Genomic DNA, 20052 nt, shown 5'->3' with positions numbered 1-20052 from the left:
TAGACATTGCCGGCTTGCGGCGTCGCCGTGGCTTCCGGCATGGCTTGTGAAAAAAGCGACCGGCGCCTTTGTGCTTAGCCGACGGTACTGTCGTCTTTCCGAAAGGCGCGGCTCGAAATCGATATCGGATTGCCGCTGGGATCGCGGGCGTTGGCGAAGGCATAGCCGTCGCCCCGGTGCAGGGCGCCGAATTCCAGCCCGTCCTTGGCGCTGCAAGCGGCAAAGGCTTCGACGTCTTCGACATCGAAGACCAATTTGACAGTCGATTGTCCCTTTTTCTGCCCCTTCGCCGCGAGATGAAGCATCAGACTTGCACCACCGGCCGGATTGACCAACTCAACGATCCTGTCGCCTTCCTCACGATGCGCTTTGAAGCCGAAGTGCCTTTCGTAAAAAGTCACCGCCGCTTCGATGTTTCCGACGTAAAGGACGATGCGATTGAGCGGCAAAGCCAATTCCTTCCCCCGCAGGCCGTTCTGTGGGCATAGCCTAGGATTGAAAGCTCCGGCTGTCAGCAGTGCGCGCGTTGACGGGTGAAGGGAGCGACGCTACGGGATGAGGCGATCGCTTCAGGAGAGGATTTCGCGATGGTGCATTACGCGGACGGCAAGCCGCTTGGCGATCTGACCTTGCGCACGCTCGCCATGCCGTCCGACGCCAATGCGGCCGGCGACATCTTCGGCGGCTGGGTGATGGCGCAGATGGACCTTGCCTGCGGCATCCGCGCCGCCGAGCGCGCCAAGGGCCGCGTGGTCACCGCCGCGGTCAAGGAGATGTCCTTCGCCAAGCCGATGAAGATCGGCGACACGCTCTGCATCTACACCCATGTCGAGCGCGTCGGCCGCACCTCGATGGTGCTCAAGGTCGAGGCGTGGGCGCAGCGCTATCTTTCCGATCTGATGGAGAAGGTCACCCATGCCGACTTCGTCATGGTGGCGCTCGACGGCGAAGGCAAGCCGAAGCCGGTTCCGGCCGAGAGCTGACGCTCCGGCGGGATACTGATTCTCCCCAGACTTGCCGCTTTGTAACAACGGCTGCGCGGGAGATGCGCTTCGCGACATCCAATGGTTGCCTTCACGCCCCACCTTGTAGGCGCGGGGGAAAGACAATGCGTCAACATATGCTGAACGGCTGGCTCGTGGCGGCCCTTATTGCTCTGGTCTGCCTGCTCGGCATAACGGCCTACATGGAAGTCAGCAAAGACCTTCCACGCGTCGCCTGCATGCGAGGCCCGAAGGCGATCGACAAGAAGGCCGCGCAGCGGGAGAGCTGCTCGAGGGCGTGCTGCGACAGCACTGCCCCAAGTGCCTGATCGGTTGCCGGCTAAAGACGGGTCATCCTGGCGAACCGGTTGCCCGGCGACGCCAGCGGCGGAACCGCGGAGGCTCCGATCCAAACCGAAAACGCGATGCGACCGGCGCTGAGGCCCACGGTTTCATAGGCAGGCTAAAAACCCTTGCATTGCAAGGGTTTCAGGCCTGGAGGCCGTCAAATTTCGCGCGCGCTTCGCGGACCCGATTGGTGTTCTTGCGCGCCCACTCGCCGAGCGCGCCGACCGGCACGAGGAGCTCGTGACCGAGTTGGGTGAGCTCGTAATCGACACGTGGCGGAATGGTCGGAAACACTTTGCGCGTGACGAAGCCGTCGCGCTCCAAACCGCGCAAGGTGGTGGTCAGCATCTTTTGCGAAATTCCGCCAACGGCGGCGCGCAATTCGTTGAAGCGCATTGGTCCGCCGCCGAGCTTGCCGACCACGAGCACCGTCCATTTGTCGCCGACCCGTTGCAGGATTTCTGAAACGGCCCGGCAGTCCTCGGTGTTGTGCGGGTGCCTCAGTAACAAAGAAGTGCCTCCTTGCGCGTCGATTTGTCAGTATCACATATAGCGCCGGTATCCAAACGATACCAGAAATTCCCGCAAGGAGAGCCCCTTATGTCCAAGCCCAAAATCGCCATTGTCGTCGGTTCGACGCGCGCCGCCCGCTTCGCCGACGTGCCGACGCAGTGGATCGCCAAGATCGCCAAGTCGCACGCCGATATCGATGTCGAGATCGTCGATCTGCGCGACTGGCCGCTGCCCTTCTTCGACGAGGTCGCTTCGTCCGCCTGGGCGCCGTCGCAGAACGAAGTGGCGCAGCGCTGGCAGAAGAAGGTCGCCGAGTTCGACGGCTTCATCTTCACCGCCGCCGAATACAATCACGCCCCGACCGGAGTACTGAAGAACGCCATCGATTACGCCGCCAATGAGTGGAACAAGAAGCCGGCCGGCTTCGTCGGCTATGGCAGCGTCGGCGGCTCGCGCGCGATCGAGCACCTTCGCCTGATCGCCATCGAGCTGCAGATGGCGCCCGTCAAGTCGGCGGTGCACATCGCCTGGGGCGATTTCCTTGCGGTTCGCCAGGGCGAGAAGAAGCTCGAGGATCTCGAGCACCTGAACCAGTCGGCCGCCGCGCTGGTCAACGACGTCGCCTGGTGGGCAAGGGTGCTGAAAGCGGCCCGCGCCGCCGACGCGATCGCCGGCGAAGCCCAGGCCGCCTGAGCGGTCGATCGACACTGTCCTCCCAGTGAGAAAGGGGCGGCGCCAGCGCTGCCCCTTTCGATTTGCCGAGCTGCCTGTCTTGCCTGGATCCCGGGCTGATCCCTTTAAGCCGTCGCACTGTTGACCGCTCGGAACGGCGCGTTAGATGCAGGCCCGAATCCACCGAAGACAAAGACAGGACAGTCGTGGAGGAGCGGGATGCCTTGGCTTGGCAGATGGCGCAATCAGTATGGGTCCGTCCTCGACATCACCGGCGAGGACGGCGGCCGGATTGAAGGCACGTTTCGCACGGCGCTCGAAGACAGCAGCTTCTATGGACAGACCGTGCCGATATCCGGCATCGCGCATGGCGACGTGATTGGAGTAACGGCCGCCGGCGAGGGTACGGCCGGCCCCGCCGCGGTGAGCTACACCGGCATATTGCGGGACGGCAAGCTGGAGACGATGTGGCTGACAGTGGCCGGCAGCACCATCACCGGCAAGGAGGGCGAAACCGCTTCCCGCAAGCAGGTAGGAACCTGGCGCGCCTTCGGCACCAGCCTCGACACCTTTGTCCGGGAATAGCCAAGCTAACTGGCCTCAAGTGCCGTCGTCAGGAAGCGGCGCAGGCCGTTGCTGCTCGGCGCCGCTCTGATCACGATCGCTGCCGCCGGATGGGAAAGCTCGAGCGGTGGCAGGCCAACCGCTTCTTGAACCGAAAATACAAAACTTCCGGAGGCGGGCGAAGTCGCTACGTTCTCGCAGGAAGAACGAAGCGCCGGTTATTGTAACAGGCGAGATATCCCGAATGCACGGGATCTGCGAGATGCCGGGATTTCATATAGACCTGCGCTGCGGTCGACTGTCCGCCCTCGAGATGCTCAACCTCGATCGGCACGCGCAAACTGCCGGGCGCGCCGACGGATTCAATGGCATCGAGGCGCGAGAGGGTGCGATCATCGACCTCGTAGAGTTCGCCGGCGACCTGGAAACCGACACCCGGTTCGTTGAACATCATCGGAACGAAGCGAGGTCCAGCAATCAGCATTGGAAACCGCTCATGCGTCCGACGATTGCCAGAAAACGCGGCCCCGCTCAAACCCTGCTCGTGCAGGGGAAACCCTCTTTTCAAGGTGCCAAAGACGAAGACGTTCGTGACCATTCAGGTGAACGTCGGCCAAAGCCGGAAGTTCATCCTAGTGGCACTGCTCAGGGATTTTGACCGGTCGGCTCTGTTTGCGTTGGTGGCATGCGTTGGAGATTGGCCGAAAACGCCCATCGCGATCGTCATTCCAGGGCGGAGCAGGAGCGAAGCTCCGTCGCGAAGACCCTGGAATCCATGCCGTTACCTTCGTCAAGGCGTGCAACGGAGCAAAATTCTGCACCGCGGCGGCGCTTCCAAGTCACGGAATGGATTCTATGGTCTGCGCCGCGTCGCTTCGCTCCTTGCTCCGCCATAGAATGACGAAGTTGGGGCGGCTTCAACCAATCCCCGGCATTTGTGCTGATTTCACGGAAATGAACGGAAAATCTTGCACCAAGACAAACGGCAATCTTTCAAAATCCCTGTGTCGGAGAACTAGGTCGTAAACTCATAAATGCGGTATGACCGAGATGAGTGGGAAGCAGAGTAAAGGGTTGACTTAGCCCTCCACGCCACATTTTAGTTGGCTGGCATCGACGACGTCTGATCCCATGTGCTCAACAAAATAGTCTCGCATCCTCTGGCGATGCCGATCCCATCTGGGAGACATTCGCTCACTCTCATTCTCATATTCAGCTAGAAATACCCATTCCACGAACTGATCCGCTGTAACATCGCCGGATTGAGGAATAAAATCGGTGACATGCATGAACTTGTCGCCGTGCCTTCCTCCACAATAGCCATGACCAACACAGACCGCGTGCATGAGCGAGTCGAATCTATTCTTTGCTTTCATGGAACATGCGCGATGATGAAGCGGGATGCCTGCGCGCCGCGGCAACATATCCTTCTTGGGCGTAGGTTCGCAATGGTCGTTTCCGACCGAGACTTTCATATCGCGGCTGAATCTAATGCAGGCTCAGCATGAGCCTATATGACCTGCCAAGCAGTTCCGCCGTATTGTCACCCGATATGACAAGCTGGCTGTCTCGCCGCCCTCAAATTGGTCTCAATCCGCATCTGGCTATGCGGTAGAGGCTACGTCTAGCAGGCCGTGCTGGCTACCGCCGCGCCACAGGGCGATGGCCGTCGGGCAGGCGGGTGGCGATCAGCTTGTCGATGCGGCGGCCGTCGAGGTCGACCACCTCGAAACGCCAGCCTTGCGCGTCGACGCATTCGCCGGTGGTCGGAAGATGATGCAGATGCGACAGCACATAGCCGGCGACGGTCTCGTAGTCGCGGTTTTCGGGCAGATCGATGCCAAGCACCTCGGCCATCTCGTCGGCCTGCATGTAGCCGGCGAGCAGCCACGAGCCGTCATCGCGCTTGACTGCGTTCTCTTCCTCGCCGGCCTCGAGGTCGGAGCGGAACACGCCGGTGATGGCTTCGAGGATGTCGGCCGGCGTGACGATGCCTTCGAAATGGCCGTATTCGTCATGAACGAGCGCCATCGGCACGTCCGATTCCCTCAGCTTCTGCAGGACGTCGAGCGCGTCGGCCTGGTCATGCACGATGGGGGCGGCGCGCACATGCTGGCGCGGATCCAGCACCCTGCCGGCGAGAAGAGCGGCCAGCACGTCGCGCGTCTGGATAACGCCGACCATGGCGTCGACATTGCCGTCGCCGACGGGCAGGCGCGAGTGCTGGGTATCCATCAGAAGCTTTTTGACGGTGGTCTCGTCGGACTGCAGGTTCAGCCAGTCGACCTCGGTGCGCGGCGTCATGACGGCGCGCACGGCGCGGTCGCCGAGACGCATGACGCCGGCGATCATGCGGCGCTCGTCGGATTCGATGGTGCCGTGATGCTCGGCCTCGGCGACCAGCATCTTGATCTCCTCGTCGGTGACTTTCTCTTCGGTCTCGCCGGCCTGCCCAAGCAGCCAAAGCACGGCTCGGCCCGAGAGGTCGAGCAGGAAGACCAGCGGCGCCGAGAAGGTGGCGAGGATGGTCATTGCCGGCGCGGCTCTGACGGCGACGCGCTCCGGATCCTTGAGCGCGATCTGCTTCGGCACCAGCTCGCCGACGATAAGCGAGGCATAGGTGATCAAAGCGACGACGATGCCGACGCCGACAGGATCGGCGATGTTTTCGCGGATGCCGGTCGACGCCAGATATTGCGCCAGCCTTTCGCCGAGCGTCGCGCCCGAAAAGGCGCCGGAGAGAACGCCGACCAGGGTGATGCCGATCTGCACCGAGGACAGGAACTTGCCGGGATTAGAGCCGAGCGCCAGCGCGCGGCCGGCGCCCCTGACGTTGCGGTCGATCATCGCCTTGAGGCGGGCGGGCCGCGACGAGACGATAGCGAGCTCCGACATCGACAAGAGGCCGTTCACCAGAATGAGGACGGCCACGACGGCGATTTCAACATATAGCATGGGCGGTCAATAGCATTGCTGCAGTGCGTTCGAAAATAGCCCGTCGGTATTTTTGGAACATGACAGGCGCGCTGTTCAGGCGGCATCCCAAAGCGGCGCCGAAAAATGCCCGACAAGCGCGTCGACGACGACGCGCACCTTCGGCGTCAGCGCGCGCGTGACGGGTGCGCCGTCACTGCTGCGTCTTCAGAACGCCGATCACCGCCATGCCGTCGGTGAAATAGGGATCGCCGCCGCCATTGCGTCCGGCCTTGGTGGCGCCGATCCCGGGTATCTCGCTGGTGGAGGCCAGAAGGCCGGCGGTCTTCAGATCGCCGATCAGGAAGTCGCGCTCCGCGTCGATGTCGGGGCCGATATGGTGGGTGACGGCGCCGGTATCGTGGCTGAGGCCGACGCCGCGGTCGAAGCTCGCGGCGCCCAGCCAGAGCCGGCGGCCGTCGTCGCCCACCGTGTCCGTCTGCCAGAAGCGGACGTGGTGGCGCCGGTCGGCGCTGTCGCCGACCGGTTTCTCGAAGGCCAGGTCCTGGGCTCGGCCCTCGAACAAAAGGCGGCTCATCGGCGCATCGGGATAGGGGCGGGAAAACAAGACGCTTTCGCCGATGTCGATCGCGGTCCGCAGCGTCACGGCATCGGCAGTGTCCCAGCCGGCGACGGCGAAGGCGTGGACAACTTCCTTTTCGGTGCCGACCAGGCCGACATTGATCGGGTCGCCGGTAATGCCCTGCGGCGTATGCGTCACCATCTCGAAGGGCCGGGTGCGGAAGCCGCGCTCCCGCCAGGTCCAGAATTCCGGCGCGGCGAGATAGGCGAGGGCCACGTAGAAGGCGCAGAAGGCCGCGATCCAGATCGCCGCGCGTCGTCTCAGGCTTCGCCCACCCACAGCCAACCGCTCCCAAATCCACGCGCGACCATTTTATGCGATGTTGGCCGTTTTGGGCAGAGCAGCCTCAGCGGCAGGCGCGGTAACCGCTTTTGCGGTTCTTGATGTCGAAATGGAAATGGTTGCGGTGGTCGTAGTTGTAGCCGGGGCCGAGCACCGTGGTGAAATACTCGCAACCGTCGGCGCGTACATTGTTGAGGAAGCCGCGCGTGCGAAAGGCGAACAGGCCGGGCTTGCGGACGTCGATGTCGTCGCCATTGTTGAGCTCGATGCTCATGACGTCGAGGGCGTTGCCCTTGCCGTGCTCGGACAGCACGCCTTCGCCAGCGATGTTGCGGCAGGAATAGCTGGAGCCCTGATGGATCGCCTTGACGCCGGAGAAATAGCGCCAGCGGGCAGCCGGCTGCAGCTCGTTCTTCGTCCAGGCGGCGAAGGTGGCGGCCATGTTGCAGGTCAGCGTCGCCGCGGGCGTCATGGCGACGTTGCCGATGGCCGAGACTTTTACCGGATAATCGATGCCGCACTGGCCCTCATGGATCGGCTGGACATCCTGATAGACGACACCCATCCGCTTCAGCTCGTTGCGGCAGTCGATCTCGCTGGCCGGCATCTGCTCGAGAGGCGACATCGGCTCGTCCATGCGCGGATAGGCGGCCTGCGTCATATAAGGGTTGGACGGAACAAGACGCTGCATTCCGGAATATTGCGGCGCATCGGGCTGCGGCACGGCTGCCGTCTGGCTGCCGACATCGACGGCCGGCTGCAGCGCAAAGACGTCGCCGGTCGTGCAGGCCGATATCGCCGCCATGGCGACGCCCGCGGCCAGCCCGACGATCGTGACACGCTTGCTCCGTCGCGCCGCCACCAGCATGGCGCCAAGTCCTCGAGCCATTGAAAGGCGTCCTTGTCCCCAAGATCCGAGCCCAACTGGGATCATGATCCGAATGGCACAAGGTTAACCGCCAACAGTAAAGGAAAGATCAGCGCCGGCATTCATGCATGGGGCGGAATTGCGGCGCTGTTCTTGGTTTGGCGCGGGCAAGACTTTCGGAATTCACCTATTGGCAGAAGGTTCCGCCGTGGCGGCGGGGCTCCAGATCGAGGTGGAAATGCAGCGCGTGGTCGGGATCGGCGCCTGGCCCGAGCACCGTCTTGAACGGCCCGCAGGCAGCCTTGCGCACCGCGTCGAGGAATTTTGCGTCCTTCTCCGGCGGCGTCGGCCCGATCTCGATCTTCCTCCCGTCCGACAAGGTGAAGCTGGCGATGTCGAGCGCGTTGCCGAAGGCGTGTTCGGACAGTTTGCGGGTGCCGTTGCGCGGGCGGCAGACAAAGGCCGAGCCCTGGTTGACCGACTTCAAATCGGCGCCGAGCTCGGCCTTCGCCGTGGGCTGGACGATTTCGGCCATGAAGCGCGCCGCCGCCTCGGCCATCCGGCAGTTGAGCTCGGTACCGGGACTGATGCCGATGGACTTGCCGAGCGTTTTCAAAATTACCGGATAGGGGATCGAGCAGCCGATTTCCGCATCGTGCTCGGCCTTGTGCTCCTCGAACTCGACGCCCAGCGCCTTCAGCCGCTCGCGGCACGCGGTTTCTTCCGCCGGCATCGTGTCGGCCGGCATGTCGGCCGAGCGCGGATCGGGAAGCATCTTTTCCTCGCCCGGCGGTTCGGGTCTTTCCGATGGCTGCGGCGCGGTTTCCGGCGGCTCCGGCTCCAGTTCGGTGGGCTTCTGCGGGGGCGTCGGCACGACATCCGGCGTCTGCGGCTCGGATTCCGTCCGCGGCGCGGATTGAGCGCTCTTCGAACGCGGCGGACGGGCGTCCCATTTCGGATGCGATTTCTGCTGGTTGAGGACGTCGTCGCTGCCGTCCGCGCGCGGCTTGCCTTGCCCGGACTTCTCAGTGCCGTTCTCCAGATCCTGCGGACGCGACCCTGGAACCGGGGTCGCCGGCGGCGTTTCCGGAGCCGGAGCGGCACTCTGGCTGGCCGGCGGCAGGTGTCTTTTATGCCGATGATGATGCTTGGCCATGGCCGGCGTAACCAGCAGCACCGCAGCCGCCACAGGCAGCGCCAATCTGCAAAATCGGGAAAAGCTCAGCGTTGCCATCGCCCCGAAACGGCGGTCGCGTTGCGAAGTTGCCTGTGTCGGCTGCCTTGCCGATCACAATCGGTTACCGGCGCGTTACGCGCCGATGGCTTCAAGGCCTTCCTCCAGCCAGTCGGCAAGCATCGGCAGGCCGAGCAGATATTTGGCCGCGCGCTTCCTGGGACGCTCCCTGGCGGCGGCCACCGCGTCCGCCCATTCGGATGCCTCATAGTCGCCGCGCCCGACCCAGGCGAGCGCGATCAGCTCGGCCGCTTCGTCGATATTGAGATCGTTGATCAGCTCGCGCAATTCTTCCTCGGTCAGGTCTTCCGAGGCTTCCTCGACAAGGCCGTCATGATGGTGGCTGTCATGGGTGTCGCCGTCGAATTCGACCTCGTGCTCAGCGCCGTCGTCATAGTCCTCGTTGACGGCAGCACTCAGCGCCTTCGCCTTGAGGATGAACAGGCGCACCGTGTCCGGATCGATCGAAAGTTCCCACTCCTTCTCGAGGCGCTGCTGCACGGTCCTTCTCCACGTGATGCGCTTGGTCCGATGATAGCGGAATTAAAGCGCGCGTCACGTCCGCAGGTATCGGCTACTGTCCGACCGTTCAAAATAGTTAGGCAGTCGTCCGCATTTCGGGATGAAACCGCGCCAAGGCGGCGTTAATCTGGCATTGTCACACTCACGGAGGCTTCGATGCGCAGACGTTTACTTGTTCAGGTCATGGCTATTGCGGCGCTGCCGCTGTTCGTTGCACCGGCATTTGCGGCTGGCGAAAGCGGCAGCAGCGGTGGCCAGACGACCACCTGCAAGAAGGGCGAGGTCTGGGACAAGAAGAAGAACAAATGCGTTAAGCCGCAATATGGCATGCTGGACGACGACAGCATCTACGAGGCCGGCCACGATCTGGCGATGGCCGGGCGCTATGACGAAGCGATCTCGGTGTTGACGCTCGCCGCCAACAAGCAGGATCCGCGCATCCTCAACTATCTCGGCTATTCGCACCGCCATTCGGGCCGCGTCACCGTCGGCCTCGGCTATTACGAGGAAGCGCTGCGGATCGACCCGAATTACACGCTGGTGCGCGAATATCTCGGCGAGGCGCATCTGCAGATCGGCGATCTCGCCGGCGCGCAGCAGCAGCTCCAGGAAATCGAAAAGCGGACCGGCAAGGGCTCGCGCGAATATGGCATGCTGTCCGAGCAGATCGATCATTTCCTGAGGAGCTGAACAGGGCTCGAAGCCTCTCGAACCGGCTGTGAGCAATCGCAGCCGGTTTTTTATTGCTCGCCGTCAGCCGCGGACCCGCGAAAGCGGTGATCATTTTGCCGAACTTCAATTTTTGGGCGTGAAAATCGCGCAAAGATCGCTATATTCAGGGAAATTGTGGTGAGACGGTTCCGTTAGCCCGAGGCTGCCGGACCGTTTTCTTTTTGTACCTATTGACAAGGTCCCTCCCGAAAACGGGGGTGGCGGCAGAAAGGTCAGGCTATGATCAAGGTCCCGATGACAGGCGAGGGGTTCGCGTCATTGAAGGAAGAACTTCGCTGGCGCCAGCAGGAGGAGCGTCCTCGCATCATCGAGGCGATTTCCGAAGCGCGCTCGCATGGCGACCTGTCCGAAAATGCCGAGTATCACGCGGCGAAAGAGTCGCAGAGCCTCAATGAAGGCCGCATCAACGAACTCGAGGATCTGATCGCGCGCGCCGAGGTTATCGACGTTTCGAAGCTTTCCGGCGACAAGGTGAAATTCGGTGCAACTGTCGTGCTCGTCGACGAGGACACCGAGGAAAAGAAGACCTACCAGATCGTCGGCGACCAGGAAGCGGACGTGAAGTCCGGCCGCATCTCGATTTCATCGCCGATCGCGCGTGCGCTGATCGGCAAGGAAGTCGGCGATGCCATTGAGGTCAATGCTCCGGGCGGCGCCCGAGGGTACGAGATCGTCCAGGTGCAGTTTATCTAAGGACCTTTTGATAATTCTACTCTGGCGGTCGACTAGCGCGGTTTTCTGCGCTTCCGGTGCTCACGTACTTTAAGTACACTCCGCTCCGGTTCTCGAAAACCACGCTATTCGACTCACCAGAGCGAATTCTGAAAAGGTCCCTCACGCTGGCGCGTTTGATCTGAGCGCCAGCAGGCGCTCAACCTCAGTCATCACGTCAGCCGGCGTGACCTTGCCGCCCGCAGGCGCAAGCAAGGTCGATGCGAAAGGCCCGCGCGGGCCAGTGAGACCCGGTTCGGTCGCCAGGAAGATGGCGACCGTCGGCAGGCCGAAGGCGCTGGCAAGATGGGTGAGGCCGGTGTCGGCGCCGATGACCAACTTCGAGCGACCGAGGATCGCGGCGACGTCGGCGAGCGGCGATTTCGCAACCAGCACCGTCCCTGGCACGGCACCGGCAATGGCTTCCGCCACTTTCTTTTCCGCTTCATTCGACCAAGTGACCACCGGTGTGAACTGCCGGTCGGCCAGTCGGCGCGCGGTTTCGATCCAATCCTCGACCGGCAATTTCTTGTCCTCGCGGCTGGTGCCGTGCAGCAGGAAGGCGGTCTGCCCGTCGATGCCAGGCAGGTTGCCCGCCGGCGGCACGATGCCGGAATCGAGCGCCGACAAATCCGGCTGATAGCCAAGCGCCAGCCCGAACAGCCGTCTGGTGCGTTCGATGGCGTGCAGGTCGCGCGGCACGGCATATCTATGCCGATAGAAAAGCGTCGCCGACGGCTCGCGGGCGCTCGCCCGGTCGAAGCCGGCAATCGGCGCGCCGGCCTGGATGGCGACCAGGGCCGATTTCAATAAGCCCTGCGCATCGATGACCAGATCGTAGCGGGAGGCGCGGAGCGCGCCGCGCAGTCCGGTCATCTCGCGCCACGTGGCGCCGTCGAGAAGCCGCTTGCGCCAGCGCCGAACCGCCACCTTATGAATGGTGCCGATCGCCGGATGCAGAGCCACGATACCGGCAAACGGCTCCTCCACGCACCAATCGAAATCTATATCGGAGCGATTGCGCACCGCGTCCTCGACGGCGGGAAACGTGTGGATGACATCGCCCATCGACGATGTCTTGACGATCAACACTTTCATGCCGCTGCCGGAACCTTGAGCAAGCGGTCGGCCGCTGCGGTGACGCGGGCGACGTCGAGCGTGTTCAGGCAGTTGAGATGGCCAAGCGGGCAGACCTTCTTGTGGCAGGGCGAGCAGGACAGATGCAGCCAGATCAGCTCAGAGCGCTCGCTGAGCGGCGGCGTGTTTTCCGGCGAGGTCGAACCGTAGACGGCGACGATCGGCGTCCCGACGGCCGCCGCGACATGCATCAGGCCGCTGTCGTTCGAGACCGAAAGCTTCGCCGCGGCGATCAGGTCGATGGCGTCCTCGAGGCGTGTCTTGCCGGCAAGGTCGACGGCACCCGGCGCAAGGGCTGCAATCTCGCCGGTCACGTCGGCATCGTTCTTCGAGCCGAGCAGCGCGACGCCCAAGCCCTTGGCCATCATGTCTCGGGCAAGCCCGGCATAGCGATCGCTCGGCCAGCGTTTTGCCGGGCCGAATTCGGCGCCGGGCATGAGCGCCACGAATTTCTTCGCGGTCAGCCCGAAGCGCACCAGCAGATCGGCCTGGTTGGCCTTGTCGACGGTAAGACGCGGCGCGCGAAAAGTGCCGCCGCGCGCGAGGCCGAAATAGGCGCGTGCGGTGCGCCGTTTCAGCGCTTCGGGCAGGGGTACGACATCCGTCAGCAGGCCGTAGCGCATCTCACGCAGATTGCCGACGCGATGTGGGATGCGGGCGAAGAACGGGATCAGCGCCGATTTCCAGCTCCCCGGCAGCACATAGGCCATGTCGTAGCGGCCGCGCAGCAGGCGGCCGAAGCGCCTGCGGCTGCGGAATTCGAGCGCTCCCGGCATCAAAGGAAAGTCGATCTGGCTGCGTATCTCGGGCATGCGCTTGACCAGCGGGGCAGCCCAGGCCGGCGCCAGCACGTCGATGGCCGCATTCGGATGTTTTTCCTTCAGCGCCGCAAACAGGCACTGCGCCATGACCATGTCGCCCACCCAGCGTGGGCCGATCACGAGGATCGTTGGGCCTTCAGCCATTCGACATAGTCCCTGACGCCGGTTTCGACTGTGCGGAATTGGCCATTGTAGCCGGCCGCGCGCAAGCGGGACATATCAGCCTGCGTGAAACTCTGGTAGCTGCCCTTGAGATGGTCGGGGAAGGGGATGAATTCAATCTCGCCCTGGCCCAGCGTGTCGATCACCGTCTCGGCAATGGCGCGGAACGGCTGGGCGCGGCCGGTACCGCAGTTGAAGATGCCGCTCGCGCCGCGTTTCCACAGCCACAGATTGACGTCGGCCACATCGCCGACATGGATGAAATCGCGGCTCTGCTCGCCGGGTCCGAAATCGCCATAGGCACCGAACAACTTCGGGTTTTCGCCACGTTCGACCTGGTTGAAGAGATGGAAGGCGACCGAGGCCATGGCGCCCTTATGCGCTTCGCGCGGGCCGTAGACGTTGAAATAGCGCAGGCCGGCGACCTGTGAATGATCGGTGTCGAAGACGGTGCGGCGGACGTAGTCGTCGAATAGCTTCTTGGAATAGGCATAGACGTTGAGCGGGCGCTCGAAATCGGGTTCCTCGCGGAATTCGCTGCCGCCGCCATAGACGGAGGCCGAGGAGGCATAGAGGAAAGGCACGCGCAGTTCGAGGCAGGCATGCAGCAGCCGCTTCGAATAGGCGTAGTTCACCTCCATCATGAACTTGCCGTTCCATTCGGTGGTGGTCGAGCAGGCGCCTTGATGGAAGACGGCCTCGATGCGGCCGACCGCGCCGTCCTCGAGCCGGGCGAGAAAATCGTCCTTGTCGAGATAGTCGGCGATGCGAAGGTCGGCGAGGTTGGCGATCTTGCGGCCGTCGGTGAGGTCGTCGACGACGACGATGTCGTCATGGCCCTCGGCATTGAGCGCGGCGACGATGTTGGAGCCGATCATGCCGGCGCCGCCCGTGACGATGATCATGAAGGCCTCTGGCTGCTTGCGATTCCGGCTCTTATAGGGGAGGCCAGTCGGGCTGTCGACAAAGCAGGCGCCGCCCACCTTAGGTCGTTTGAGCTTGTCTATTTCGTCTGTTTTGCCTATTTTGTACAAAATGGAGGCCTTCATGAAGCAATACCCGTCTACTGATCTGAAACAAAATCTCGGTGACGTGCTTGCGGCTGCGAGCCAGCAGCCTGTCTTCATCACCCGTCACAACAAGCCGAGATATGTCCTGATGAGCATCGAGGCCTACGAGGCTCGCTTCGCCAACGACAGCCGTCGCGCTTACGCTGCCAAAGACGCCCCGGCCGAACATGTCGAGATGCTCGAAGAGTACGCTGCCCGAGGGAGTGGCGATTAGATCGGGCGCCGAGATCCCGGTCGCTTCAGGCTGAATGTCGACAATCACGTTACGTCAGCGCTGCCCCTCATTGCCCTGCCGGGCATTTCTCCCCGTATAGTGACGGGGAGAAAGGGCTGGCCGCAACCTTGCCGCCTTTCCTACAACGTTGGCGATTGGCGAAACCGTCGATCGCAGTTCCCCTCTCCCCGTCACTATACGGGGAGAGGATGCCGGCAGGCAGGTGAGGGGCAGCGCCAGCCTGAATGATGTTGGAGGAATTCGAAGATATTCGTATCTGTGGTATCGCCGGTATGGAGATCGGGCCAGCAAGGCGAAGCCTGACAGAGACCGGATCATGAGGAACAAATGCCGTCGACCGAACTACTCATCGCCTTCTTCGCCACCACCGCGATCTTCGCCTATATCCCCGGTCCCGCCATGCTCTATGCCGCCGCGCAGACCATGGCGCGCGGCCGCTGGTCCGGGCTTACGGCGGCGCTGGGCATCCATCTCGGCGGCTATTTCCATGTTTTTGCCGCGGCCGCCGGCCTGTCGGTGCTGTTCCACGCCGTGCCGCCGCTCTATTTGGCGGTCAAGCTGATCGGCGCGCTTTATCTGGTCTGGCTCGGCGTTGCCATGTTCCGCAAACGGGCGGACGGCGATATGGCTCTGCCCGCCATCGAGCGGAAATCGGCCCGCCGCGCCTTCTTCGAAAGCATCACCGTCGAGGTGCTCAATCCGAAAACGGCGATTTTCTTCATGGCGTTCCTGCCGCAATTCATCGACGCCTCGGCGGCGTTCCCGGTCTGGCTGCAGTTCGTCGTGCTTGGAACCATCGTCAACCTGATGTTCTCCTCCGCTGACGTCGTGTGCGTATTCCTTGCCGGCGCGATGATAGCGCGGCTGCGGCGTTCGGGACGCGCGCAGCGCCTGATGCAGCGAGCGGGCGGCGCCGTGCTGGTTGGCCTCGGCGTCCACGTCGCCCTTCAGAGAAGCTGATTGCGCTGCCGGCTCCGGCTGCGGTCCACCAGGCCTGCCGTTGCGCTCTCCCGAATTGCGGTATATCGGCATCGCTTTGAGCAGCCCGCGCCACAATTCCGGCGCTGAAATCTAATCAAGTCCGGCCTCCTTCAGGCATAGCTCGAGTGAGATGATCAAGCACAATCTGCCCTCTCCGGAACCTCTGCATCGCACCATCGCCCGGTTCGGCGACGTCACCGTGCTGGTGGTGGGCGATTTCATCCTCGACCGTTTCGTCAGCGGCGTGATCGAGCGCATCTCGCCGGAAGCCCCCATCCCCGTGCTGCATGGCAAGGGCGAGACGTTGAACATGGGCGGCGCCGGCAATGTCGTCTCCAACATCGTTTCGTTGGGCGCGGCCGCCATCCCCGTTTCAGTGATCGGCGCCGATCAGGCCGGCAACAATCTGATGCGCATGCTCAGCGAGATCGGCGTCGACACCGACGGCCTCCTGCAGCACCAGGACCGCATGACCTCATCGAAAAGCCGCTTCAGCGCGCTCAACCAGCAGGTGCTGCGGTTCGACGAGGAAGAGATCAAGCCGCTCACCGGGGCCGAGCGGGCGAAGCTCATCGATCATTTCCAGGCGGCGCTTGGCCGCGCCGACATCGTCATCCTCTCCGATTACGGCAAGGGCATCCTGCTCGACGGCGTCGCCGGCGAGCTGATCGCGATCTGCCGCGATGCCGGCAAGCCGGTGCTGGTCGATCCGAAGGGACGCGACTATGCGCGCTACGCAGGCGCCACGGCTGTGACGCCGAACCGCAAGGAGCTTGGCGAGGCGGTCGGGCGCAAGGTGTTCGGCGACGACGAGATCGTGGCCGCGGCGCGCGACCTGATTGCCACGCATGATTTCGAGTTCATCGTCGCGACGCGCAGCGAAAAGGGCATGAGCGTGATCTCCGCCGAGGATGCCCGCCACATCTCCACCCAGGCGCGCGAAGTCTTCGACGTCTCCGGTGCCGGCGACACGGTCATCGCGAGTTTTGCGCTGTCGCTCGCCGCCGGGGCCGACCGGGTGCATGCCGCGGTCATCGCCAACGCGGCCGGCGGCGTCGTGGTCGGCAAGCGCGGCACGGCGCGGCTGAACGTCGAGGAGCTATCCGGCGCGCTGTTCCGCTCGCACGGGCCGACCGGCCATCAGGACGCCATCCTCGATTTCAATGCCGCGGCCAGGATGGTCGCTGCCTGGAAGGAAGAAGGGCTGACCGTCGGCTTTACCAATGGCTGTTTCGACATCCTGCATGCCGGCCATGTCAGCCTGCTGCATGCCGCGCGCAGCCAGTGCGACCGGCTGGTGCTCGGCCTCAACAGCGACGCCTCGGTGCATCGGCTGAAAGGGCCGGGGCGCCCGGTCAACAGCCAGCATGACCGCGCCTGCGTGCTGGCAGCGCTTGCCTCGGTCGACGCCGTCGTCGTCTTCGAGGAAGATACGCCGCTCAAGCTCATCGAGGCGCTTCTGCCGGACATTCTGGTCAAGGGCGCGGATTACACGGTCGAGACCGTGGTCGGCGCTGACGTGGTGCAGAAGGCGGGCGGGCGCGTGGTGCTGGTCGATCTCGTCGCCGGCAAGAGCACGACGAACACGATCGGCAAGCTGCGTGCCGCAAACTGAGGGTCTCATGTCCGATTTGAACGACTACCTGGTCCGCTCCGCGGCGGCTATATCGGCGATGGTCGAGCGCGACCTCACCGGCGAGATGGAGCGCGCGGTGAGCACCGTGGTGACGGCGCTGTCGCAAGGCAAGGCTCTGCTGATCTGCGGTAATGGCGGCTCGGCCAGCGACGCCATCCACATCGCCGGCGAGCTGGTCGGCCGCTTTCTGAAAGAACGCAAGGCCTACAACGTCATCGCGTTGCCGGCCAACGCCGCAGTGCTGACCGCCTGGGGCAACGACTACGGCTTCGACACCGTGTTCTCGCGCCAGGTCGAGGCGCATGGATCGGAAGGCGCGGTGCTGCTGGCCATCTCGACCAGCGGCAATTCGCCGAGCATCCTTGCCGCGGCGGAGCAGGCGCGGGCGATGGGCATGACGGTGATCAGCCTGACCGGCGAAACCGGCGGCAAGCTCAAGCCGCTGACCGATATTCTGCTCAACGTGCCGTCGACTTCGACGCCGATCATCCAGCAGGGGCATTTGTGCCTCTATCACCATCTGTGCGAGGCGGTCGAAGCGCGCCTCAGCAATGGCTGAAAGCGAAGGCTTTCCGCTGGCCGAGCCGGGTCTTTGGGTCGAGCGGACCACCGCCAGGAGCTTTCCGGCCGGCCGGCCGGCGCTGTTCCTCGATCGTGACGGCACCATCAATGTCGATACCGGCTATCCCGACAATCCAGTGGCCATGGAGCTGCGCGACGGCATCGCGCCGGTCATCGAGGCCGCGAACGAGCACGGCATTCCGGTCATTGTCGTCACCAACCAGTCCGGCATCGCGCGCGGCTATTTCGGCTGGGACGCGTTTGCGCGGGTCAACGGGCGCGTGCTTGGGCTGCTGGCTGAGAAAAAGGCCTTCGTCGACATGGTGCTTGCCTGCGCCTACCACGAGGCCGGCAGGGGCGTGTTGGCGGTTGCCGATCATCCGATGCGCAAGCCCAACCCGGGCATGCTGCTGGAGGCGGGGTGCCGCCTCGGCCTCGATCTCAGCCGATCGCTGATCGTCGGCGACAAGCCGGCCGATATGGAAGCCGGCCAGCGCGCCGGCCTTGCGCGTGGTTGGCTGGTGGACGGCGAAGGCTCGACGATAGGCGGGTTTTCGGTTTCGCCGTTGCGCGGCGCTCACCACGTTGAGGACCTGCTTGCCGCGATACGGTCGCTCTGATCGCGGGTTGATTCAAAGCCCGGCGCTAAGCCCTTTGTTTTTGCAGATGATTTTCCGGAAACCGGCACATTAAGTTGGAAAGGCGACAAGCCCTTCGTCCTTGACGCGCCGGATGGTCAAGGCGGTGCGTACGGTATCCACGTTGGGAGCGGAGGCCAGTTCCTCGATGACGAAGGTCTGGAAGGTGCCGAGATCGCTCGCCACGCAGTGCAGCAGGAAATCGGATTCGCCCGAAACCATCCAGGCATCGCGTACGATCGGCCAGCCGCGTGTGCGTTCGGCGAAGGTCTTCAGCTCGGCATCGGCCTGATGATGCAGGCCGATCAGGCAGAACGCGACGACATCCATGCCGAGCGCCGGCGCGTTCAGTAGCGCGCGGTAGCCGCGGATAATGCCTGCCTCTTCCAGCCGCCTGACACGGCGCAGGCAGGGCGGCGCCGAAATGCCGACCCGGTTGGACAATTCGACATTGGTCATGCGGCCGTCACCCTGCAGTTCGCGCAGGATCTTCCAGTCGATGGCATCGAGATCGGCTTTGAGCGGCATGGACGGCTTTCGCGCAAGAATCTTTCGCGATTTTGTAATTTGGTTTCGCCTGGGAGGCCATCCCTTTACGATGATTTTCTCCTTCTTTTGATGCATGCGGTGATCCCAGAGCCGCGCATCTCTCCGGACGACGTGCATCGGTGAGGGGCGGCGATATGGCCTGATATGCGGGGAACGAAGCTTTCCGGGGACGAAAGCCAACTTGCCTTGCTGGTCTCACGGGCAACACTTACATTAGCCGCGACAAACCACGGCTGCGCGCCGCAGGGGACTTTCATGAACACCAAACATGCGCCCGTTCTCATCATCGGTTCCGGCCCGGCCGGCTACACGGCGGCGGTCTATGCCGCGCGCGCCATGCTGAAGCCGATGCTGGTCGCCGGCCTGCAGCAGGGCGGCCAATTGATGATCACCACCGACGTGGAAAATTATCCGGGCTTCGCCGATCCGATCCAGGGTCCGTGGCTGATGGAGCAGATGCTCAAGCAGGCCGAGCATGTCGGCACCGACATCATCAACGACATCATCACCGAGGTCGATCTCAATGTGCGGCCGTTCCGCGCGACCGGCGATTCCGGCACCGTCTACACCGCGGATGCGCTGATCATCGCCACCGGCGCGCAGGCGAAGTGGCTGGGCATCCCGTCGGAGCAGACCTTCATGGGGTTCGGCGTTTCGGCCTGCGCCACCTGCGACGGCTTCTTCTATCGCGGCAAGGACGTCGCGGTGGTAGGCGGCGGCAATTCCGCCGTCGAGGAGGCGCTCTATCTGTCGAACCTCGCCAAGAGCGTCACCGTCATCCACCGGCGCAGCGACTTCCGAGCCGAGCGCATCCTGCGCGAGCGTCTGCTCAAGAAGGACAATGTCCGCGTCATCTGGGACACGGTCGTCGACGAGATCACCGGACGGCCGGGCAAGGCGCCGCTGCCGCCCTCGGTCGAGGGCCTGACGCTGCGCAACGTGGTGACCGGCCAGGAATCGAAGCTGCCCGTCGACGGCGTGTTCGTCGCCATCGGCCATGCGCCGGCGGTCGAGCTCTTCGCCGGCAAGCTGAAGCAGAAGCCGAACGGCTATCTGTGGACGGCGCCCGATTCCACCCGCACCGACATGCCCGGCGTGTTCGCCGCAGGCGACGTCACCGACGACGTCTACCGCCAGGCGGTGACGGCGGCCGGACTTGGCTGCATGGCGGCGCTCGAGGCGGAAAAATATCTGGCGGGCATCGAGGTTCACCGCGAAGCGGCGGAATGACAATCGGCTGAAAGAAGCCGTTTAAAAGCCTGATTTTTCATTCAGAC

General features: G+C 63.3%; 24 protein-coding genes. 12 read left to right on the top strand and 12 right to left on the bottom strand.

The genetic code is table 11. From position 1 onward, the window contains the following. Positions 1 to 74 precede the first annotated feature (74 nt). Positions 75 to 449, bottom strand: coding sequence for a VOC family protein (locus FJ425_RS28275; protein ID WP_140630934.1), 375 nt, complete (start codon positions 447 to 449; stop codon positions 75 to 77). 138 nt (positions 450 to 587) lie between these two features. Here FJ425_RS28275 and FJ425_RS28270 point away from each other — a divergent pair, with 138 nt between their 5' ends. Both FJ425_RS28270 and FJ425_RS28265 read left to right on the top strand, forming a co-directional pair. Then, the gene (locus FJ425_RS28270; RefSeq protein WP_042646168.1) at positions 588 to 983 is read left to right on the top strand and encodes an acyl-CoA thioesterase; all 396 of its coding nucleotides are present in this window, start codon (positions 588 to 590) and stop codon (positions 981 to 983) included. A gap of 125 nt (positions 984 to 1108) precedes the next feature. Beyond that, entirely contained in the window at positions 1109 to 1312 is a 204-nt protein-coding gene (locus tag FJ425_RS28265; protein ID WP_140629818.1) for a hypothetical protein, read from the top strand. Between the two features lie 160 nt (positions 1313 to 1472). On the opposite strand, the gene FJ425_RS28260 is transcribed toward FJ425_RS28265, so the two are convergent. After that, a complete protein-coding gene (locus tag FJ425_RS28260) occupies positions 1473 to 1841 on the bottom strand; it encodes a helix-turn-helix domain-containing protein (protein ID WP_140629822.1) in 369 nt (122 codons plus the stop codon). A 90-nt stretch (positions 1842 to 1931) separates the two neighbouring features. Between FJ425_RS28260 and FJ425_RS28255 the strand changes: the two genes are divergently transcribed. Both FJ425_RS28255 and FJ425_RS28250 read left to right on the top strand, forming a co-directional pair. After that, positions 1932 to 2537, top strand: a complete 606-nt coding sequence (locus FJ425_RS28255) for an NADPH-dependent FMN reductase (RefSeq protein ID WP_140541495.1) — start codon at positions 1932 to 1934, stop codon at positions 2535 to 2537. 198 nt (positions 2538 to 2735) lie between these two features. Next, positions 2736 to 3101: an avidin/streptavidin family protein gene (locus tag FJ425_RS28250; protein WP_140541494.1), complete on the top strand. Its 366-nt coding sequence runs from the start codon at positions 2736 to 2738 to the stop codon at positions 3099 to 3101. A gap of 166 nt (positions 3102 to 3267) precedes the next feature. Here the strand turns inward: FJ425_RS28250 and FJ425_RS28245 are convergent, their stop codons facing one another. The 6 genes from FJ425_RS28245 to FJ425_RS28220 all read right to left on the bottom strand — a co-directional run bounded on the left by FJ425_RS28245 (position 3268) and on the right by FJ425_RS28220 (position 9521). Then, a complete protein-coding gene (locus FJ425_RS28245; protein ID WP_140629825.1) occupies positions 3268 to 3678 on the bottom strand; it encodes a gamma-glutamylcyclotransferase family protein in 411 nt (136 codons plus the stop codon). Between the two features lie 1043 nt (positions 3679 to 4721). Further along, complete coding sequence (locus tag FJ425_RS28240; RefSeq protein WP_140629828.1) at positions 4722 to 6035, bottom strand: hemolysin family protein; 1314 nt, start codon at positions 6033 to 6035, stop codon at positions 4722 to 4724. Between the two features lie 172 nt (positions 6036 to 6207). After that, a complete protein-coding gene (locus FJ425_RS28235; RefSeq protein WP_140629830.1) occupies positions 6208 to 6915 on the bottom strand; it encodes an LssY C-terminal domain-containing protein in 708 nt (235 codons plus the stop codon). Between the two features lie 67 nt (positions 6916 to 6982). Further along, positions 6983 to 7807, bottom strand: a complete 825-nt coding sequence (locus FJ425_RS28230) for an extensin family protein (protein WP_140629833.1) — start codon at positions 7805 to 7807, stop codon at positions 6983 to 6985. A gap of 166 nt (positions 7808 to 7973) precedes the next feature. Further along, positions 7974 to 9020 (bottom strand): extensin family protein, encoded by a 1047-nt coding sequence (locus FJ425_RS28225; RefSeq protein ID WP_140629836.1) that lies wholly within the window; start codon positions 9018 to 9020, stop codon positions 7974 to 7976. A 75-nt stretch (positions 9021 to 9095) separates the two neighbouring features. Continuing rightward, positions 9096 to 9521, bottom strand: coding sequence for a DUF3775 domain-containing protein (locus tag FJ425_RS28220; protein ID WP_140629839.1), 426 nt, complete (start codon positions 9519 to 9521; stop codon positions 9096 to 9098). A 177-nt stretch (positions 9522 to 9698) separates the two neighbouring features. On the opposite strand from FJ425_RS28220, the gene FJ425_RS28215 reads away from it, so the two are divergent. After that, positions 9699 to 10232 carry a tetratricopeptide repeat protein gene (locus FJ425_RS28215; protein WP_140541488.1) on the top strand — a complete coding sequence of 178 codons (534 nt, stop codon included), beginning with the start codon at positions 9699 to 9701 and terminating at the stop codon, positions 10230 to 10232. A gap of 261 nt (positions 10233 to 10493) precedes the next feature. Further along, a complete protein-coding gene (gene greA, locus FJ425_RS28210) occupies positions 10494 to 10967 on the top strand; it encodes a transcription elongation factor GreA (protein ID WP_095766573.1) in 474 nt (157 codons plus the stop codon). A gap of 141 nt (positions 10968 to 11108) precedes the next feature. Here the strand turns inward: greA and waaC are convergent, their stop codons facing one another. From waaC to rfaD, 3 genes are read right to left on the bottom strand one after another with little or no spacing between them, the layout of a single operon-like run. Continuing rightward, the gene (waaC, locus tag FJ425_RS28205; protein WP_140727500.1) at positions 11109 to 12083 is read right to left on the bottom strand and encodes a lipopolysaccharide heptosyltransferase I; all 975 of its coding nucleotides are present in this window, start codon (positions 12081 to 12083) and stop codon (positions 11109 to 11111) included. Next, positions 12080 to 13087 carry a lipopolysaccharide heptosyltransferase II gene (gene waaF, locus FJ425_RS28200; protein WP_140727498.1) on the bottom strand — a complete coding sequence of 336 codons (1008 nt, stop codon included), beginning with the start codon at positions 13085 to 13087 and terminating at the stop codon, positions 12080 to 12082. The genes waaC and waaF overlap by 4 nt, the downstream gene beginning before the upstream one ends. Beyond that, positions 13060 to 14010 carry an ADP-glyceromanno-heptose 6-epimerase gene (gene rfaD, locus FJ425_RS28195; RefSeq protein ID WP_140727496.1) on the bottom strand — a complete coding sequence of 317 codons (951 nt, stop codon included), beginning with the start codon at positions 14008 to 14010 and terminating at the stop codon, positions 13060 to 13062. The genes waaF and rfaD overlap by 28 nt, the downstream gene beginning before the upstream one ends. Before the next feature lie 142 nt (positions 14011 to 14152). On the opposite strand from rfaD, the gene FJ425_RS28190 reads away from it, so the two are divergent. The 5 genes from FJ425_RS28190 (at position 14153) to FJ425_RS28165 (ending at position 18208) form a co-directional block, all read left to right on the top strand. Continuing rightward, the gene (locus FJ425_RS28190) at positions 14153 to 14389 is read left to right on the top strand and encodes a type II toxin-antitoxin system Phd/YefM family antitoxin (protein WP_140727494.1); all 237 of its coding nucleotides are present in this window, start codon (positions 14153 to 14155) and stop codon (positions 14387 to 14389) included. 348 nt (positions 14390 to 14737) lie between these two features. Further along, entirely contained in the window at positions 14738 to 15370 is a 633-nt protein-coding gene (locus tag FJ425_RS28180) for a LysE family translocator (protein ID WP_140541483.1), read from the top strand. A gap of 151 nt (positions 15371 to 15521) precedes the next feature. Beyond that, positions 15522 to 17006, top strand: a complete 1485-nt coding sequence (gene rfaE1 / locus FJ425_RS28175) for a D-glycero-beta-D-manno-heptose-7-phosphate kinase (RefSeq protein WP_140727492.1) — start codon at positions 15522 to 15524, stop codon at positions 17004 to 17006. 7 nt (positions 17007 to 17013) lie between these two features. Next, positions 17014 to 17586 carry an SIS domain-containing protein gene (locus FJ425_RS28170; protein ID WP_112126837.1) on the top strand — a complete coding sequence of 191 codons (573 nt, stop codon included), beginning with the start codon at positions 17014 to 17016 and terminating at the stop codon, positions 17584 to 17586. Further along, positions 17579 to 18208: an HAD family hydrolase gene (locus FJ425_RS28165; RefSeq protein WP_140727490.1), complete on the top strand. Its 630-nt coding sequence runs from the start codon at positions 17579 to 17581 to the stop codon at positions 18206 to 18208. Before FJ425_RS28170 ends, FJ425_RS28165 begins: the two co-directional genes overlap by 8 nt. Before the next feature lie 69 nt (positions 18209 to 18277). On the opposite strand, the gene FJ425_RS28160 is transcribed toward FJ425_RS28165, so the two are convergent. After that, positions 18278 to 18754, bottom strand: coding sequence for an Lrp/AsnC family transcriptional regulator (locus FJ425_RS28160; protein WP_040989590.1), 477 nt, complete (start codon positions 18752 to 18754; stop codon positions 18278 to 18280). Between the two features lie 276 nt (positions 18755 to 19030). Between FJ425_RS28160 and trxB the strand changes: the two genes are divergently transcribed. After that, entirely contained in the window at positions 19031 to 20005 is a 975-nt protein-coding gene (gene trxB / locus FJ425_RS28155; protein ID WP_140727488.1) for a thioredoxin-disulfide reductase, read from the top strand. Positions 20006 to 20052 lie beyond the last annotated feature (47 nt).

Source organism: Mesorhizobium sp. B2-7-2, from assembly GCF_006440775.1.
Classification (GTDB): domain Bacteria; phylum Pseudomonadota; class Alphaproteobacteria; order Rhizobiales; family Rhizobiaceae; genus Mesorhizobium.
The sequence above is the reverse complement of the archived record's forward strand: the minus strand, read 5'-3'. Positions and strand labels throughout refer to the sequence as shown.